This window comes from Pandoraea pnomenusa (genome assembly GCF_040391475.1).
Classification (GTDB): Bacteria; Pseudomonadota; Gammaproteobacteria; order Burkholderiales; family Burkholderiaceae; genus Pandoraea; species Pandoraea pnomenusa_C.
In genome coordinates this window covers 76,293-93,037 of the sequence record NZ_JBEBXS010000020.1, presented here as the reverse complement: position 1 = coordinate 93,037, position 16,745 = coordinate 76,293, and the positions used below count along the sequence as shown (strand labels likewise).

16 protein-coding genes are annotated in these 16,745 nt (G+C 65.2%); 12 read left to right on the top strand and 4 right to left on the bottom strand.

Annotated features, from left to right (window positions below; translation table 11 throughout):
• Positions 1–219 (top strand): hypothetical protein (locus ABWO90_RS19305; protein ID WP_353192837.1); only part of this gene is annotated, 219 nt, incomplete at its 5' end.
• Between the two features lie 5 nt (positions 220–224).
• Here ABWO90_RS19305 and ABWO90_RS19300 read toward each other — a convergent pair.
• Positions 225–1,028, bottom strand: a complete 804-nt coding sequence (locus ABWO90_RS19300) for a basic amino acid ABC transporter substrate-binding protein (protein ID WP_353192836.1) — start codon at positions 1,026–1,028, stop codon at positions 225–227.
• Between the two features lie 85 nt (positions 1,029–1,113).
• On the bottom strand, positions 1,114–1,890 hold the full coding sequence (locus tag ABWO90_RS19295) for an enoyl-CoA hydratase (RefSeq protein WP_353192835.1): 777 nt from the start codon (positions 1,888–1,890) through the stop codon (positions 1,114–1,116).
• 439 nt (positions 1,891–2,329) lie between these two features.
• Here ABWO90_RS19295 and paaN point away from each other — a divergent pair, with 439 nt between their 5' ends.
• The 5 genes from paaN (at position 2,330) to paaK (ending at position 8,192) form a co-directional block, all read left to right on the top strand.
• On the top strand, positions 2,330–4,024 hold the full coding sequence (gene paaN, locus ABWO90_RS19290) for a phenylacetic acid degradation protein PaaN (protein WP_353192834.1): 1,695 nt from the start codon (positions 2,330–2,332) through the stop codon (positions 4,022–4,024).
• 187 nt (positions 4,025–4,211) lie between these two features.
• The gene (gene pcaF, locus ABWO90_RS19285) at positions 4,212–5,414 is read left to right on the top strand and encodes a 3-oxoadipyl-CoA thiolase (RefSeq protein WP_353192833.1); all 1,203 of its coding nucleotides are present in this window, start codon (positions 4,212–4,214) and stop codon (positions 5,412–5,414) included.
• A gap of 47 nt (positions 5,415–5,461) precedes the next feature.
• Positions 5,462–6,244, top strand: coding sequence for a 2-(1,2-epoxy-1,2-dihydrophenyl)acetyl-CoA isomerase PaaG (paaG, locus tag ABWO90_RS19280; RefSeq protein ID WP_353192832.1), 783 nt, complete (start codon positions 5,462–5,464; stop codon positions 6,242–6,244).
• Between the two features lie 97 nt (positions 6,245–6,341).
• The gene (gene paaI, locus ABWO90_RS19275) at positions 6,342–6,800 is read left to right on the top strand and encodes a hydroxyphenylacetyl-CoA thioesterase PaaI (RefSeq protein ID WP_502922661.1); all 459 of its coding nucleotides are present in this window, start codon (positions 6,342–6,344) and stop codon (positions 6,798–6,800) included.
• Positions 6,801–6,896: 96 nt separating this feature from the next.
• Positions 6,897–8,192, top strand: a complete 1,296-nt coding sequence (paaK, locus tag ABWO90_RS19270; protein WP_353192831.1) for a phenylacetate--CoA ligase PaaK — start codon at positions 6,897–6,899, stop codon at positions 8,190–8,192.
• An 87-nt stretch (positions 8,193–8,279) separates the two neighbouring features.
• Here the strand turns inward: paaK and mltA are convergent, their stop codons facing one another.
• Entirely contained in the window at positions 8,280–9,422 is a 1,143-nt protein-coding gene (gene mltA / locus ABWO90_RS19265; protein ID WP_502922660.1) for a murein transglycosylase A, read from the bottom strand.
• Between mltA and ABWO90_RS19260 the strand changes: the two genes are divergently transcribed.
• Positions 9,421–9,672: a hypothetical protein gene (locus tag ABWO90_RS19260; protein ID WP_353192846.1), complete on the top strand. Its 252-nt coding sequence runs from the start codon at positions 9,421–9,423 to the stop codon at positions 9,670–9,672. The genes mltA and ABWO90_RS19260 overlap by 2 nt on opposite strands.
• A gap of 27 nt (positions 9,673–9,699) precedes the next feature.
• Here the strand turns inward: ABWO90_RS19260 and apaG are convergent, their stop codons facing one another.
• Positions 9,700–10,074 carry a Co2+/Mg2+ efflux facilitator ApaG/CorD gene (gene apaG / locus ABWO90_RS19255; protein ID WP_353192829.1) on the bottom strand — a complete coding sequence of 125 codons (375 nt, stop codon included), beginning with the start codon at positions 10,072–10,074 and terminating at the stop codon, positions 9,700–9,702.
• 357 nt (positions 10,075–10,431) lie between these two features.
• On the opposite strand from apaG, the gene rpe reads away from it, so the two are divergent.
• The 5 genes from rpe to ABWO90_RS19230 all read left to right on the top strand — a co-directional run bounded on the left by rpe (position 10,432) and on the right by ABWO90_RS19230 (position 16,741).
• Positions 10,432–11,112 carry a ribulose-phosphate 3-epimerase gene (gene rpe / locus ABWO90_RS19250; RefSeq protein WP_039406078.1) on the top strand — a complete coding sequence of 227 codons (681 nt, stop codon included), beginning with the start codon at positions 10,432–10,434 and terminating at the stop codon, positions 11,110–11,112.
• Positions 11,109–11,825 (top strand): phosphoglycolate phosphatase, encoded by a 717-nt coding sequence (locus ABWO90_RS19245; RefSeq protein WP_353192828.1) that lies wholly within the window; start codon positions 11,109–11,111, stop codon positions 11,823–11,825. The genes rpe and ABWO90_RS19245 overlap by 4 nt, the downstream gene beginning before the upstream one ends.
• Positions 11,826–12,214: 389 nt before the next feature.
• On the top strand, positions 12,215–13,720 hold the full coding sequence (trpE, locus tag ABWO90_RS19240) for an anthranilate synthase component I (RefSeq protein WP_353192827.1): 1,506 nt from the start codon (positions 12,215–12,217) through the stop codon (positions 13,718–13,720).
• Between the two features lie 320 nt (positions 13,721–14,040).
• On the top strand, positions 14,041–15,645 hold the full coding sequence (locus ABWO90_RS19235; protein WP_353192826.1) for an efflux transporter outer membrane subunit: 1,605 nt from the start codon (positions 14,041–14,043) through the stop codon (positions 15,643–15,645).
• 19 nt (positions 15,646–15,664) lie between these two features.
• Entirely contained in the window at positions 15,665–16,741 is a 1,077-nt protein-coding gene (locus ABWO90_RS19230; RefSeq protein ID WP_353192825.1) for an HlyD family secretion protein, read from the top strand.
• The last annotated feature ends 4 nt before the right edge of the window (positions 16,742–16,745 follow it).

Below are 16,745 nucleotides of genomic sequence, written 5' to 3'. Positions count from 1 at the left end.
TGCTCAAAAACCACTAACCACCGGGCTTTTCAGCCCGTCGCCCCAACCGCTTCGCTGCTTTCGCTGCATCGCTGTCGTTGCGAGAGACGAGATATTAGTGAAAACCCCGAACCCTGGCAAGCCTTTTGTGAAAATATTTTGAAAACCCATGAAAAAGCCCCGTCGGGACGGGGCTTTTTCATTCAGTATCGGCACCGGCTGGTGCCGATAGCTCTATAGATCGCTCAGGACTTCTTGCCGAAGTAGCGTTCGTAGATCGCGTCGTACGTGCCATCCGCCTTGATCGCCTCGATCCCCTTGTTGATCCTGGCCAGCAATTCCGCGTCGCCCTTGCGCACGGCAATACCGTAATACTCCTTCGGGAAGCTGCTGTCCGCCACGGTGCGCAGCTTGGCGTTCGGGTTGTTGGCAATGAAGTTCACCACAACGCCGTTATCGGCCACCACGGCGTCCACCCCGCCAGCCTCGAGCTCCTTCATCGCCAGCGGCGTGCCCTCGAAGCGTTTGACGGCCGGATTGTTCTTGCCCATCAGCTTCTGCACGACTTCGTCGCCGGTAGTCGCCGTTTGCACGCCCACCTTCAGCGATTTCAGATCGTCGAACTTCTGCACCGTGGAGTTGACCGGCACAGCGATCAGTTGCGACGCCTCGAAGTACGGCGTCGAGAAGTCCATCTGCTTGCTGCGCTCATCCGTAATCGTGATCGCCGAGATCAGGATGTCACGGTCGCCTTGCACGAGCGAATTGAAGATTCCCTCGAAAGGCGTATTGATGAATCGGATGGAGATGCCCGCCTTGTCGGCCACGGCCTTCATCACATCGATATCGAAACCGGCGATCTGCCGGGTATCCGTTTCGAACTCGAACGGCGCATAGGCAGCGTCCGAGCCCACGACGTACACGGGTTGCGAGCCATCCGGCCCCACCGACCGGCCCGCAGCCGATTCTTCCTTCTTCCCGCAGGCACTCAACAGCAGCCCTGAAGCCACTACCAAGGCCAGCGCCAATGCACGTCGTTTGATCGACATCGTTTCGTCCCTTGCTGAAAAAACCGGCAGCCTACCACAACGACGACCCCCACAAAGGAGGCCGCCTCGGTTTTTCACAACAGCTTCAGCGATGCTTGAAAACGGGCTTGCGTTTCTCGACGAACGCCGCCATGCCTTCCTTCTGATCTTCCAGCGCGAAGAGCGAATGGAAGATGCGACGCTCGAACTGCACCCCCTCGTCGAGCGTCGATTCGAATGCGCGATTCACCGCCTCCTTGGCAGCCATCACCACCGGCAACGAGAATTCGCAGATGGTGTTGGCCGCACCGATCGCCTCATCCAGCAGCGTGTCGAGCGGCACCACGCGCGAAACCAGCCCGGCACGCTCGGCCTCGGTGGCATCCATGAAGCGAGCGGTCAGACACATGTCCATCGCCTTGGCCTTCGACACCGCACGCGTGAGACGCTGCGTGCCGCCCGCGCCCGGAATCACGCCGAGCTTGATCTCCGGCTGGCCGAACTTGGCGTTGTCGGCCGCGATGATGAAGTCGCACATCATCGCCAGTTCGCACCCGCCGCCGAGCGCGAAGCCCGACACGGCGGCAATCACCGGCTTGCGGATACGGCGCACGGTTTCCCAGTTGCGCGTGATGTAGTCGCCCTTGAACACGTCGGCGAACGTGTACTTCGACATCATGCCGATGTCGGCCCCCGCCGCGAACGCCTTTTCGCTACCGGTAATCACCATGCAACCGATGGCCTCATCGGCGTCGAAGGCGGTGAGCGCGGCGCCCAGTTCGTCCATCAGCGCGTCGTTCAGCGCGTTGAGCGCTTTCGGACGATTCAGCGTGATCAGACCGACGCGGCCGCGCGTCTCCACCAGAATGTTCTCGTACGTCATCCTCTGCTTCCTCCAGTCAAAGTCTCGTCTTGTGGTTCGGGGGTAAGTCGCGCGCGACCCGCTCGCGCAAGTCGCCAATCACTGCATTCAAAGGTTCAGGGCATGATGCCATCGATCCCTCGGTCACGCATCTCTCGTTCCGCCACGCAAACGATGCCCCGACAGCCGCCCTCGCGGTCCCCCTTCATCGTCCGCCGAGCACCGCCCGGCAGGCAGCCGGGCTACCTGCCCCGTCGGGGAAAACCCGGCGTCAACACGTGCCACGCCCGGCGGATTTGATGCTATATTAACAAACCAACCGGTCGGTTAATTAATGTCAGCAAAACCTGTCGACGACGACCCGGTGCCGTCCCCTGCGTCTTGCCGCGCGAGAGCCCATGTGCCCGCCGGCAGGTAGCGAATCCGCCAGCCGCATCCCGACACGGACAGATCCACCACCATGACTCATCCCCTCTTCGCCAAACACCAAGAGACTCTCGAGCGCGCCCTTCAGGCCATCGCCACGCGTGGTTACTGGAGCCCGTTCACGGAAATGCCGAGCCCGCGCGCTTATGGCGAGACGGCCGCCGCCGACGGCGAAGCCGCCTTCAAACAGTATCTGAACGCTGCCTTCCCGCTGGAGCAACGTGGCAGCACGGGCAGCGTCGGCCAGGAGGCCTCGCCGTTCGGCTTTGCCCTGGGCACGACCTACCCCGGATTCGAGATCGACGCCCTGCTCGCGCGCGTGAGCGAAGCGCACAAGTCGTACCGCGCCGCCGCCCCGGACGCCTGGGTCGGTGTGTCGCTGGAAATCCTCAAGCGCCTGAACGCCCGCAGCTTCGAGATGGCCAACGCCGTGATGCACACCACCGGCCAGGCCTTCATGATGGCCTTCCAGGCCGGCGGCCCGCACGCACAGGACCGTGGCCTCGAAGCCGTGGCCTACGCGTGGGACGAACTGCGCCGCATTCCCGCTGACGCATACTGGGAAAAGCCGCAGGGCAAGAACCCGCCGCTGGCGATGGAAAAGCGCTACACCGTCGTGCCGCGTGGCGTGGCGCTGGTGCTCGGCTGCTGCACGTTCCCGACGTGGAACGGCTACCCCGGCCTGTTTGCCAGCCTCGCGACCGGCAACGCCGTGATCGTCAAGCCGCACCCGGGCGCGATCCTGCCGCTCGCCATCACGGTGAAGATCGCCCGTGAAGTGCTCAAGGAAGCCGGTTTCGACCCCGACGTCGTTACGCTCGCGGCGACCAACCCGAACGACGGCGCCGTCGTCCAGCAACTGGCCAAGCATGGCGAAGTGCGCGTGATCGACTTCACGGGCAGCACCGCCAACGGCGACTGGCTCGAGACCAACGCGCGTCAGGCGCAGGTCTACACCGAGAAGGCCGGCGTGAACCAGATCGTGATCGATTCGACGGACGACCTGAAGGGCATGGCCCGCAATATCGGCTTCTCGCTGGCGCTGTACTCGGGTCAGATGTGCACCGCGCCGCAGAACATCTACATTCCGCGCGACGGCATCCAGACGCCGGACGGCAACGTGTCGTTCGACGACGTGGTCGCCGCCATTGCCGGTAGCGTCCAGAAGACTTGCAGCGACCCGGCCAAGGCCGTCGAACTGCTCGGCGCGATCCAGAACGAAGGCGTGCTCGCCCGTATCGACGAAGCCCGCAAGCTCGGCCGCGTGGTGCTCGACAGCCAGACGCTCCAACACCCGGCGTTCGCCGACGCACGCGTACGCACGCCGCTGATCGTGGCCCTCGACGTGGCCGACAGCGCCATCTACACGCGCGAGTGGTTCGGCCCGATCGCCTTCGTGATCGCTGTCGACAACAGCGCGCAGGCATTCGCTCTGGCCGGGCGCACCGCTGCCGAACACGGCGCGCTGACGCTGGCGGCGTACACGACGTCGACCGAGGGCGAAGCGCAGGCACTCGACGCCGCCATCGAAGGCCGCGTCGCCCTGTCGCTCAACCTGACGGGCGGTGTGTTCGTGAACCAGTCGGCGGCCTATTCGGATTACCACGGTACGGGCGGCAACCCGGCCGCGAACGCCAGCCTGGCCGATGCCGCCTTCGTCGCGAATCGCTTCCGCGTGGTGCAAAGCCGTCATCATGTGCCGGCGAAGTCCGCTGACGCGGCCGCCTGAGCGCCGACCGGATAACCGACCAGGCGAACCGACACAAACGACGCCTCTATATATAGAAGGGACGAAGTCACCCGGCAACACGCGCCAAAGCGACGGTAAGTCACTACCATAGTCACTCACCGTTGCGCGGCGCCTGCCGCCGACGGCCAGGCCGACCGCCCCGACGACAAGACAGGAACGAGACATCATGACCGAAGCCTTCATCTGCGACGCCATCCGCACGCCCATCGGCCGCTACGGCGGTGCCCTGAAGGACGTTCGCGCCGACAACCTCGGCGCGATTCCCCTCAAGGCGCTCATGGCGCGCAACCCGAACGTCGACTGGACGCTGATCGACGACGTCATTTACGGCTGCGCCAATCAGGCCGGCGAAGACAACCGCAACGTGGCCCGCATGTCGTCGCTGCTCGCCGAGTTGCCCATCGACGTGCCGGGCGCCACGCTCAACCGCCTGTGCGGTTCGGGCATGGACGCCATCGGTAGCGCCGCGCGCGCCATCAAGGCCGGCGAAGCCGGGCTGATGATTGCCGGCGGCGTGGAATCGATGACCCGCGCGCCGTTCGTGATGGGCAAGGCCGACAGCGCCTTCGCGCGTCAGGCCGCGATTTTCGACACCACCATCGGCTGGCGCTTCATCAATCCGCTGATGAAGGCGCAGTACGGCGTGGACTCCATGCCGGAGACGGCCGAGAACGTGGCCGACGATTTCAAGATCAACCGCGAAGACCAGGATCGCTTCGCGCTGCGCAGCCAGGAGAAGGCCGCCCGCGCACAAGCCGACGGCACGCTCGCGCAGGAAATCACGCCGGTCTCCATCGCCCAGAAGAAGGGCGATCCGATCGTCGTCGAGCGTGACGAGCACCCGCGCGCCACGAGCCTCGAATCGCTGGCCAAGCTCAAGGGCGTGGTTCGCCCCGACGGTACCGTGACCGCCGGCAACGCCTCGGGCGTGAACGACGGCGCCTGCGCCCTGCTGCTCGCGAGCGAGAGCGCCGCCAAGCTGCATGGCCTCACGCCGCGCGCCCGCGTGCTGGGCATGGCGACCGCCGGTGTCGCCCCGCGCATCATGGGTATCGGCCCGGCCCCGGCCACGGTGAAGCTGCTCAAGCAACTGAACATGACGCTCGACCAGTTCGACGTGATCGAACTGAACGAAGCGTTCGCGAGCCAGGGTCTGGCCGTGCTGCGTCAACTCGGCGTGGCCGACGACGACGCGCGCGTGAACCCGAACGGCGGCGCCATCGCGCTGGGCCACCCGCTGGGCGCCTCGGGCGCCCGTCTGGTGACCACCGCGATGTACCAGTTGCATCGCACCGGCGGCCGCTACGCACTGTGCACGATGTGCATCGGCGTGGGCCAGGGCATCGCAATCGCCATCGAGCGCATCTGATCGACCGCCCCGCTACGTCATAACAAGAGACACCCGGAGACACACCGATGACCGCCACGATTCAACTGACGCTGCAAGCCAACGTTGCGACGATTACGCTCAACCGTCCGGAGAAGCTCAACAGCTTCACGCGACAGATGCATGCGGAACTGCGCGACGCCCTCGACACCGCACAGGCACAAGGCGCGCGCGCCATCGTGCTCACGGGTGCCGGACGCGGCTTCTGCGCCGGTCAGGATCTGGCGGATCTCGACTTCACGCCGGGCGCCTCGACGGATCTCGGCGGGCTGATCGACGAAAACTTCAACCCGCTGGTGCGCAAGCTGCGCGCGATGCCGCTGCCGGTCATCGCTGCCGTGAACGGTATCGCCGCCGGCGCCGGGGCGAACCTGGCGCTGGCCTGCGACATCGTGCTCGCCGGGGCCTCGGTCAACTTCGTGCAGGCATTCGTGAAGATCGGCCTCGTGCCCGACACCGGCGGCACGTGGTTCCTGCCGCAACGCGTAGGCATGGCTCGCGCGATGGGCCTGGCGATGCTCGGCGACAAGTTGTCTGCCGAACAGGCCGAACAGTGGGGCCTGATCTGGCGTTGCGTCGACGACGACGCGTTGCTGCCCGAAGCCCAGAAGCTGGCCGCCCAACTGGCGACGCAGCCCACGAAGGCGCTCGCGACCATCAAGGAAGCGTTGTACGCGTCGGCCACCAACACGCTCGACCAGCAGCTCGATCTCGAACGCGATGGACAACGCGCGTTGGGCGCCTCCTACGACTATGCCGAAGGCGTGAACGCGTTCCTCGAAAAGCGCGCGCCGAAGTTCGAGGGCCGCTGAGCCACGCGTCGCCACAGCCCCCCAAGCAACACGCGGCCGCCACGCCAGAATCCGGCGCCGCGCGAGAGACCGACACCATAACAAGACGAGAGACACGATGAGCCTGACCTCCTCCGCCGCCAAGGCACCCAGCGAGATGACACCGGAAGAGCTCGCCCGCGCCACGGGCGAGGCCATGTACAGCAGCGACCGCGCGAGCCAGTGGCTGGGCATGGAACTGCAGGAAGTGCGTCCGGGTTACGCGCGCATGTCGATGCGCATCCGCGACGAATTCCTCAACGGCCATGCCATCTGTCACGGTGGCCTGATGTTCACGCTGGCCGATTCGACCTTCGCCTTCGCGTGCAACAGTTACAACATCAACACGGTCGCAGCCGGCTGCAGCATCGAATTCCTCAAGCCGGTGGCCGGTGGCGACACGCTCACGGCCGAAGCCCAGGAACAGGTGCTTTCGGGTCGCCACGGTGTCTACGACATCCGTCTGACGAATTCCGCAGGCGAAGTCGTGGCGATGTTTCGCGGCAAGTCCGCACAGATCAAGGGCAACGTCGTCTGACGCGGCCCGGGCAGCACGTGGGTCCGGGCACGGAAGCACGAGACACACACGTCATTAGTAAGTAGTAGCAAGTAGCAAGTCCCCAAGGAGACAGTCATGACCACCGCCTTGCCGCTCGAGCCGATCGAGAAAGCGAGCCTCGACGAACTGCGCGCCCTTCAGCTCGACCGCCTGAAGACGTCGCTGCGGCATGCCTATGAGAACTCGCCGGTGTATCGCCGGAAGTTCGAAGAGGCCGGCGTCCACCCGGACGATCTGACCTCGCTGGCCGATCTGGCCAAGTTCCCGTTCACGACGAAACAGGATCTGCGCGACAGCTATCCGTTCGGCATGTTTGCCGTGCCGATGGAACAGGTCTCGCGCGTGCACGCCTCCTCGGGTACCACCGGCAAGCCGACGGTCGTCGGCTACACCGCCAACGACATCAGCACGTGGGCCGATCTGGTCGCACGTTCCATTCGTGCATCGGGCGCGCGTCGTGGCGACAAGGTGCATGTCAGCTACGGCTACGGTCTGTTCACGGGCGGCCTGGGTGCGCATTACGGCGCCGAGCGCGCCGGCCTGACGGTGATCCCGTTCGGCGGCGGCCAGACCGAGAAGCAGGTGCAACTGATTCGGGACTTCAAGCCCGACATCATCATGGTCACGCCGAGCTACATGCTCGCGATTGCCGATGAACTCGAGCGTCAGGGCATGGTGGCGGCCGAGTCGTCGCTGCGCATCGGCATCTTCGGTGCCGAGCCGTGGACGAACGACATGCGCTCGGCCATCGAGAAGCGCATGGGCATCGATGCGGTCGACATCTACGGCCTGTCCGAAGTGATGGGCCCGGGCGTGGCCTGCGAGTGCGCCGAGACGAAGGACGGCCCGACGATCTGGGAAGATCACTTCTATCCCGAAATCATCGATCCGGAAACCGGGGAAGTGCTGCCCGACGGCGAATTCGGCGAACTGGTGTTCACGTCGCTCACGAAGGAAGCGCTGCCGATCATCCGCTATCGCACGCGCGACCTCACGCGTCTGCTGCCGGGTACGGCCCGCACGATGCGCCGCATGGAGAAGATCACCGGCCGCTCGGACGACATGATGATCATTCGCGGCGTGAACGTTTTCCCGTCGCAGATCGAAGAGTTGCTGCTGCGTCACGCAGTGCTCTCGCCGCACTACCAGATCATTCTGGACAAGGAAGGCCCGATGGACACGATGGCTGTGGAAGTCGAAGCGGCGGCGGGTTGCCACGACGACAGCGCACTGCAATCGGCGGGCGGCGAGCTCAAGCGCGATATCAAGACCCTCATCGGCGTGTCGTGCGCCGTGCGTGTGAAGCCGGTCGGCGGCATCGAGCGCTCGGTCGGCAAGGCGCGCCGCGTGCTGGACAAGCGTCCGCGCTGATTCTCGAGAGAGGATCCTGCAACGAAAAAGCCCGCGAATCTCGCGGGCTTTTTCTTGGCTGCGCGCACGGCGAAATGCCGTCCGGCGTTACTGGTTCGGCAGAAACACCCACATCCTGCCGCTCTGACGCATGCGTCCGGCCAGATCGCCGGCATCGTCGCCGAGGCCCCAGAAGAAGTCGGCGCGCACACCGCCCTTGATGGCGCTGCCCGTGTCCTGCGCGAACATCAGCCGGTTGATCGGCGCGTTCGCCTGCACGCCGAACGGCGGTCGGGTCGTCGCGAGAAACACCGGGCTGCCCAGCGGAATCGACGCCGGATCGACCGCAATCGAACGTTCAGCAGTGAGCGGCACACCCAGCGCACCGATCGGCCCTTCGATCCCGCCCACGCCGTGGTTCGGCATCTCGCGGAAGAAGACGAAGCGCGGGTTGACGTCGAGCAATGCATCGACCCGCGCCGGATTGGCCCGCGCCCAGGCGCGAATGCCCTGCATCGTCGCCTGCGCCGCCGTGATCTCGCCGCGATCGATCAACCAGCGGCCGATCGACTTGTACGGCTGATCGTTGTTACCCGCGTAGCCGACACGCATGACCGTCCCGTCGTCGAGCAGCACCTGCCCCGAGCCCTGCACCTGCAGGAAAAACGCTTCGATGGGGTCGTCCACGTACACAAGCTCACTGCCACGCAGCATGCCGCTGCGCATGAGTTCCGCGCGCGCGGGCAACGACCCCGCCTTGCGCCCGGCCGGCCATTTGTAGAGCGGCGTCTGATAGATACCGGCGCGCACGCGCGAGCCATGCAACAGCGGCTCGTAGTAGCCGGTGATCAGGCCCGATTGCGTGCCGTCGGAGTTCGCGATGCGAAACGGCGTAAAGTACTGTTCGAAGAACTGACGAACGGCTGCAGGATCGAGATCGTCGAGTTGCTCCGACGCGCGGCAGGCAGGCTGCCAGTTGCTCTGACGAACCAGCTTCACGCAGCTCTGGGCAAGCGCGAGGCGTGCGCCGATCAGCGAATCGTCCTGCCAGCCGTCGACCTGCGACCACGACACGGCCTGCAGGCGACCCGCGCCCGAAGGCGGCGTCGCGACATTCGACGGCGGCGTGCCTGGACGATAGGTGCCCGACGGAGGCACACTCGAACAACCGTAAAGCAATGCGGCAAACGCGGCGAGCGCCAGGCCCCGGCCGGCACGCCACCGCCCGAACACATTCAGGAAAAGCGTCATGGGTAATCTGTTCGATGAATATCCGGCGTTGCTGGTCTTGCCGGAAGTGTTGCTGGCGATCGTGATCGTCGCCGCTATCGTGATCATGCGTCGCAAGCCGTCGCCACGGCGCAGGGTTCGCCAGACACGCGCTGTCCGGCCGATGCCGAGCGACACCGTCGATCCGATCGATCCCCTCGCCCCGGATCCGAACGCGCGCGCGTCCGACGATCCGCTCAAGCGGGAAGACTGGTCCGACGACCGCCGCTGACGCCCGAACACCGCGCGCATGCCCGGCTCAGTGCAACGTGCGCGGCATGGTCAGGGCGAACTCGGCGATGGGAACTTCGAAGCGCGTGCCGTCCTCGGCCACGCAGAAGAACTCGCCGCGCATGGTGCCCACCGGCGTGACCACCATCGCCCAGCTCGTGTATTCGAACTGCTCGCCGGGCTGGAGGAACGGTTGATGACCGACCACGCCCAGACCGTTCACTTCCTGCACCTTGTTGTCGCCGTCGGTGATGACCCAATGGCGCGAGATCAACTGGGCCGGCGCCTGACCGGTGTTCACGATCGTGATCGTGTAGGCGAAGGCGTATTGCCGACGATCCGGCTCCGACTGCTCCGGGAGATATTGCGGGCGCACCGTGACGGTAAATTCGTACTGGCTCATCGGGTGTTCCTTCGGGTGTTGCGTCGGGTGGTGCGTTGGCTGGTGCTGTTACGCATGCGTGCTCTCTGATGGCGTTCTGGTCATGGCAGCCCTGGCCGCCTGGTATCTTGCCGATTCTCTGGCATCGTGACGGATCTCCGTCACACGCAGCGTCTCGTTTTGCAAGGCATTCTGCGGCAAGTCGTCGCGGGTCGCAACCGGCAGACGTGACGGACATCGCGCCGCCGGCCCCGCCAGCAATCCGCTTGGGGCCGCCCCCGACCGGGCCGGCCCCGGGCGGCCTTTCCGGCCCACTGCGGGCAGCCGTCATGCGAAAGCTTTAAAATAGCGGTTTTGACGCTATTCCCCCGCCCCGCCATGACGCAATTCTGTATCGCCCCCAGCATCCTGTCCGCCGACTTTGCCCGGCTGGGCGAAGAAGTCCGTAACGTCGTGGCGGCAGGCGCCGACTGGATTCACTTCGACGTGATGGATAACCATTACGTTCCCAACCTGACGATCGGCCCGATGGTCTGCGAGGCCATCCGCCCGCACGTGGACGTGCCCATCGACGTGCACCTGATGGTTCGTCCGGTCGACCGCATCGTGCCCGACTTCGCCAAGGCGGGTGCCAACCTCATTACGTTCCACCCGGAAGCCTCGGAGCACGTCGACCGCACCCTCGGCCTCATCCGCGACAACGGCTGCAAGGCCGGCCTCGTCTTCAACCCGGGCACGCCGCTGCACTACCTCGATCACGTGATGGACCGCCTGGACATGGTGCTCATCATGTCGGTGAACCCCGGCTTCGGCGGCCAGTCGTTCATTCCCGAAGCGCTCAACAAGCTGCGCGCGGTGCGTGCGCGCATCGACGCGTACACGGCCGAGACCGGCCGCGAGATCCGTCTGGAAATCGATGGCGGCGTGAAGGTCGACAACATCGCCGAAATCGCGGCCGCCGGTGCCGACACCTTCGTCGCCGGTTCGGCCATCTTCGGAAAACCCGACTACAAGGCGGTAATCGATCAGATGCGCGCCCAACTCGCGAGCGTTGCATGATCCAGAATCCGCATCTTCAGCTGGACGGCATTCGTGCTGTCCTGATCGATCTCGACGGCACGCTCGTCGACACCGCAGGCGACTTCAGCGTGGCCCTGAACGCCATGCTGGCCGATCTGGGCGCCGCGCCCGTGCCGACCGAACGCCTCATGACGTTCGTGGGCAAGGGCACCGCCAATCTCGTGCGCAAGACGCTGGCCGAACGCTTCCCCGAAAGTGACATCGACGGCCTGTTCGCGCGCGCGGAGGCCAGATATGAAGCCGTCTACACGTCGATCAACGGCGAGAACACGGTGCTCTACCCCGAAGTACGCGAAGGCCTGGCCGCGTTGCGCGACGCCGGTCTGCCGGTGGCCTGCATCACCAACAAGCAGCACCGCTTCGCGGTCGCCCTGCTCGAACACTACGGCATCGCCGATCAGTTCGACCTGGTGTACGGCGGCGATTCGTGGCCCAAGCGCAAGCCGGACCCGATGCCGCTCGTCAAGGCATGCGAGGCATTCGGCGTGTCGCCGTCGCAGGCGGTGCTCGTCGGCGACTCCGGCAACGACGCCCAGGCGGCACGCGCGGCAGGCTGCGCGTCGTTGACCGTGCCTTACGGCTACAACCATGGCGAATCTATACAAACGATCGACACGGATGGTATAGTCGCCTCAATTCTGGGCGCCGCCCGGGCCATCGTGCCCAAGGCAACGTCCACACTGGCGAGCTGAATTCGCCGTCATCCACACTGCACTCAACCGCAATGTTCCTGAACAAGAAACGGAGTCTTGGCGTGATCGACCGGGGGGCCTGGCCCTGGCGACGCTGGTCCTGCTGAACCCTTCCAAAGGGGTGGCCGGGACCGCTGGAGTTCGTCTTCAGCAACCCGTTTCTTGCATCGATGTTGTTCCCAAGAAGTCATTGATCGGCGCGCCGTCTTGCACGGCGTGCGGATTCGTCGAGACGTGGCATTTGCCGTCGCATCGCTGATGCACGCGCATGCGCCGCCACACGACGTGGGTCAGCACGTCCACCCCGAACACGACTCAGGTATTCTCAACGCCAATCCACGCCGATTTCGCGGGACCGCCCGCCGGCAAACCTGCAGGCAGAGTGCAACATGACCGAACTCGAATTCAAATCGCTGGCCAATCAAGGCTTCAACCGCATCCCGCTGATCGCCGAAGCCTTTGCCGATCTCGATACGCCGCTCTCGCTGTACCTCAAGCTCGCGCTGGGCGACCGGCGCGGCGCCAACACCTTCCTGCTCGAATCGGTCGTCGGCGGCGAGCGCTTCGGCCGCTACTCGTTCATCGGCCTGTCCGCCCACACGCTGCTGCGCAGCTACGGCCCGAAGACCGAAGTCGTGCGCGACGGCATGGTCGTCGAAACGCACGACGGCGACCCGCTCGAATTCATCACGCAGTTCCAGGCACGTTTCAAGGTGGCCCTGCGCCCGGGCATGCCGCGCTTTTGCGGCGGTCTCGCGGGTTACTTCGGCTACGACGCCGTGCGCTACATCGAAAAGAAGCTCGCGTACACCACGCCGCGCGACGACCTGAACCTGCCCGACATCCAGTTGCTGCTCACGGAAGAACTCGCCGTGATCGACAACCTCACGGGCAAGCTCTACCTGATCATCTACGCCGACCCCACGCAACCCGAAGCCTATTCGAAGGCGCGCCTGCGTCTGCGCGACCTGCGCGCGCGGCTGAAGGCGCCGGTCGATGCACCGGTCACCTCCGGCAGCGTGCGCACCGAAACCTTCCGCGAATTCGCCAAGCCCGACTACCTCGCGGCCGTGGCCAAGGCCAAGGAAGCCATCGCGGCAGGCGAACTCATGCAGGTGCAGGTCGGCCAGCGCCTCATCAAGCCGTACCGCGACGCCCCGCTCTCGCTCTATCGCGCGCTGCGCTCGCTCAATCCGTCGCCGTACATGTACTTCTACAACTTCGGCGACTTCCAGGTGGTTGGCGCGTCGCCGGAAATTCTGGTGCGTCAGGAACGTCGGCAGACGCCCGACGGCGAACACGAGATCGTCACGATCCGCCCCCTCGCCGGCACCCGCCCGCGCGGCGCCACGCCGGAGCGTGATGCAGAGCTTGCCACCGAATTGCTTTGCGATCCAAAGGAAATTGCAGAGCACGTCATGCTCATCGATCTGGCGCGCAACGACGTGGGCCGTATCGCGCAGACGGGCACGGTGGAAGTCACCGACAAGATGGTGATCGAGAAGTACTCACATGTTCAACACATCGTGAGCTCGGTCGAGGGACGCCTGCAGCCGGGCCTGTCGAACATCGACGTACTGCGCGCCACCTTCCCCGCCGGCACGCTCACCGGTGCGCCGAAGGTCCGTGCAATGGAGCTGATCGACGAATTGGAGCCGGTCAAGCGCGGCCTGTACGGCGGCGCCGTGGGCTACCTGTCGTTCGGCGGTGAAATGGACGTCGCCATTGCGATCCGCACCGGCGTGGTCAAGGACGGCAACCTGTATGTGCAGGCAGCGGCCGGCATCGTCGCCGACTCGGTGCCCGAATCGGAATGGCAAGAGACCGAGAACAAGGCCCGCGCCGTGCTGCGTGCCGCCGAGCAGGTGCAGGACGGCCTCGACGCCGAATACTGATCGGGAAGGATGGACCGGTGCGGCTATCGCCACCGCACCAAAATGACGCACGCTGCCGTTCAAAGATGCTTCCGAAACGAGAACGGATGCGGAGACCGAAACGAACGCACGCCAGCGTTGCATGACACCACGGTGAAAAAATACGCAGGGCTCCGAATCGATTGAGTTGAACCTCTAGTCGATTCGGGGCCCTTGTTGATTTAGCACAACCGTTCGCTTTTTTTCGACCGATTTGGTATACGCCGATTGACGTCGCCGCGCTATAGTGAGGCGTCCGTCGGGAGGTCGAAACTTCTATGGCGAAACCATGCAATTCACGTATGCGTTCCGGCGTCGCAAATCCATTGGCGACGACCGCGACGGCCGCACTTGCCGCTACCCTCGCGGCACTGCTTGGCGGCTGTATTTCGATGGCGCCACCCTATGAGCGCCCTGCTGCGCCGGTGGCCGACGTCTGGACATCCGACGTCAGCACGTCACCGGCTACGGCGACCGCACAGCCGGCGTCCACGCTGGATTGGCGCGAGTATTTCGCCGATCCGCAGTTGCGCAGCCTGATCGAAACCGCACTGGCCAACAATCGTGACCTTCGCGTTGCGATCGCCCGCGTCGAGCAAGCCCGAGCGGTGTACGGTATTCAGCGCGCCGATCTCATGCCGTCGCTGGGTGTCGGCGCGAGCGAAACGCGACAGCGTCTGCCCGCCGATCTGAGCCTCACCGGCAACCCCTATATCAGCAGCCAATACCAGGTCGGGCTCGGCCTGGCGACATGGGAACTGGACTTCTGGGGACGCATCCGCAACCTGAAAGACGCGGCGCTCGATGATTATTTGGCATCCGATGCATCTCGTCGCGCGCTGGAACTCAGCCTGATCTCGCAAGTGGCGCAGACATGGCTGAGCCTGCGTGAATTCGACGAACGCATCGAACTCGCCCAACAGACGGTCGCAAGCCGCGCCGAATCGCTGCGCATCTTCACGCGCCGCGAACAGGTCGGTTCGACATCGAAGCTCGACCTCACCGAAGTGACCACGCTCTGGCAGCAGGCCCGGGCACTCGTCACACAACTCGAGCAACAACGCGCCGCACAGGCGCATGCCCTGCAGGTGCTGGTCGGCGCGCCGATCGACACGTCGCCGGAGGCGCTCGACCACACGTTCGACGACGCGCGGCTGATGCGCGATCTCGAGCCCGGTTTGCCGTCATCGCTGCTCGAAGATCGCCCCGACATCATCGCGGCCGAATATCAGTTGCGCGCGGCGCACGCGAACATCGGCGCAGCGCGCGCGGCGTTCTTCCCGCAGATCACGCTTACCGGCTCGGTCGGCACGGCCAGCAGTGCGCTCGACGGCCTGTTCAAGGCGGGCAGCGCCGCGTGGACCTTCACACCGAGCATCAATCTGCCGATCTTCCAGGGCGGACGTCTCATCAACAATCTCGATCTTGCCGAAGCCCGTCGCGTGGAGTCGGTGGCGAACTACGAGAAGACGATTCAGGGCGCCTTCCGCGACGTCGCCGACGCCTTGAGCGCGCGACGCTGGCTGGCCGATCAGGTCACGATCCTGCAAGCCACGCAGGACGCCCAGGCCGAGCGTGCCCGCCTCGCGAAGTTGCGCTACGACCACGGCGCCGCCGCCTTCCTCGAAGTGCTCGACGCCCAGCGCGACCTGCTCGCCATCGAACAACAAACGGTTCAGACGCGCCGTGCGTTGCTCTCCTCCCGCGTGTCGCTCTACACGGCGCTCGGGGGCGGCAGCCGCCTGATGCCCGCCGCCGCGCCGCCCGGAGGCCCGTTCGCCCGCACCCCGCGGGTGATCGAGCCGTCGCCCGCCGCCGCAATGGCGCCGGCCGCTGCGGGGGCACCCGCGGCTGCCGGTACAGGGATGACAGGCCAGACGAACGACGCCGCGCAGACCGTCCGATAAATTCACAAGGTCAACGAATATGACGCTCAACGCCAAGAAACTGATGGTTCCCGCACTGATCGTGCTGGTCGTGCTCGGTGTGGGCTGGTACGGCTGGAAGTCTTTCACGCACACGGGACCCGGCGCAGGTTTCGCCAGCGGCAACGGGCGCATCGAAGCGACCGAAATCGATATCGCGACGAAGCTGGGCGGACGCGTCGAAGAAATCTACGTGCGCGAAGGCGACTTCGTGAAGGCGGGTCAGGTACTCGCGAGAATGCAGATCGACACCCTGAATGCCCAGCGCGACGAAGCGCGCGCACAGTACCAGCAGGCGGTCACCAACGTGGCCGCGATTCAGGCACAGGCCGCCGCCCGGGTATCGGACAAGGCGACCGCCGAAGCGAACGTCGCGGCACGTGAGGCCGAGCTGGACGCCGCCCAGCGTCGCCAGTCGCGCTCCGAAACGCTGTCGAAGGAAGGCGCGTCGTCGGTGCAGGAACTCGACGACGACCGCGCCCGCGTTCGCAGCACCCGCGCCGCCGTCACGGCCGCCCGCGCGCAAGTGGCCGCCGCGCAGTCGGCAGTCGAAGCCGCCAACGCGCAGGTCATCGGCGCGAAGTCGACGGTGCAGGCCGCGCAGGCCACGATCAACCGCATCGAAGCCGACATCACCGACAGCGAGCTGCGCGCCCCGCGTGCCGGACGCGTGCAGTTCCGCGTGGCACAGCCCGGCGAAGTGCTCGCCGCTGGTGGCCGCGTGCTCAACCTCGTCGATCTGTCCGACGTGTACATGACCTTCTTCCTGCCCTCCGAAGTGGCCGGACGTCTGGCGATGGGGGCCGAAGCCCGCATCATTCTCGACGCGGCGCCCGAGTTCGTGATTCCGGCGAGCATCTCGTTCGTCTCCAGCACGGCGCAGTTCACTCCGAAGACGGTCGAGACGGAGAGCGAGCGCCAGAAGCTGATGTTCCGCGTGCGCGCACAGATCGCGCCGGAACTGCTGGAGCAGCACCTGAAGGTGGTGAAGACCGGCCTGCCGGGCGTTGCGTGGGTGAGAACCGACAGCCAGACGCCGTGGCCGCCGCAATTGCAGACGAAGTTGCCGCCGCAGTGAGGCG

Excerpts from the sequence above, each read along its gene's own strand:
- ABWO90_RS19300 (WP_353192836.1), bottom strand. The coding sequence starts at position 1,028 with ATGTCGATCAAACGACGTGCATTGGCGCTGGCCTTGGTAGTGGCTTCA.
- ABWO90_RS19295 (WP_353192835.1), bottom strand. The coding sequence starts at position 1,890 with ATGACGTACGAGAACATTCTGGTGGAGACGCGCGGCCGCGTCGGTCTG.
- paaN (WP_353192834.1), top strand. The coding sequence starts at position 2,330 with ATGACTCATCCCCTCTTCGCCAAACACCAAGAGACTCTCGAGCGCGCC.
- pcaF (WP_353192833.1), top strand. The coding sequence starts at position 4,212 with ATGACCGAAGCCTTCATCTGCGACGCCATCCGCACGCCCATCGGCCGC.
- paaG (WP_353192832.1), top strand. The coding sequence starts at position 5,462 with ATGACCGCCACGATTCAACTGACGCTGCAAGCCAACGTTGCGACGATT.
- paaI (WP_502922661.1), top strand. The coding sequence starts at position 6,342 with ATGAGCCTGACCTCCTCCGCCGCCAAGGCACCCAGCGAGATGACACCG.
- paaK (WP_353192831.1), top strand. The coding sequence starts at position 6,897 with ATGACCACCGCCTTGCCGCTCGAGCCGATCGAGAAAGCGAGCCTCGAC.
- ABWO90_RS19260 (WP_353192846.1), top strand. The coding sequence starts at position 9,421 with ATGGGTAATCTGTTCGATGAATATCCGGCGTTGCTGGTCTTGCCGGAA.
- mltA (WP_502922660.1), bottom strand. The coding sequence starts at position 9,422 with ATGACGCTTTTCCTGAATGTGTTCGGGCGGTGGCGTGCCGGCCGGGGC.
- apaG (WP_353192829.1), bottom strand. The coding sequence starts at position 10,074 with ATGAGCCAGTACGAATTTACCGTCACGGTGCGCCCGCAATATCTCCCG.
- rpe (WP_039406078.1), top strand. The coding sequence starts at position 10,432 with ATGACGCAATTCTGTATCGCCCCCAGCATCCTGTCCGCCGACTTTGCC.
- ABWO90_RS19245 (WP_353192828.1), top strand. The coding sequence starts at position 11,109 with ATGATCCAGAATCCGCATCTTCAGCTGGACGGCATTCGTGCTGTCCTG.
- trpE (WP_353192827.1), top strand. The coding sequence starts at position 12,215 with ATGACCGAACTCGAATTCAAATCGCTGGCCAATCAAGGCTTCAACCGC.
- ABWO90_RS19235 (WP_353192826.1), top strand. The coding sequence starts at position 14,041 with ATGCGTTCCGGCGTCGCAAATCCATTGGCGACGACCGCGACGGCCGCA.
- ABWO90_RS19230 (WP_353192825.1), top strand. The coding sequence starts at position 15,665 with ATGACGCTCAACGCCAAGAAACTGATGGTTCCCGCACTGATCGTGCTG.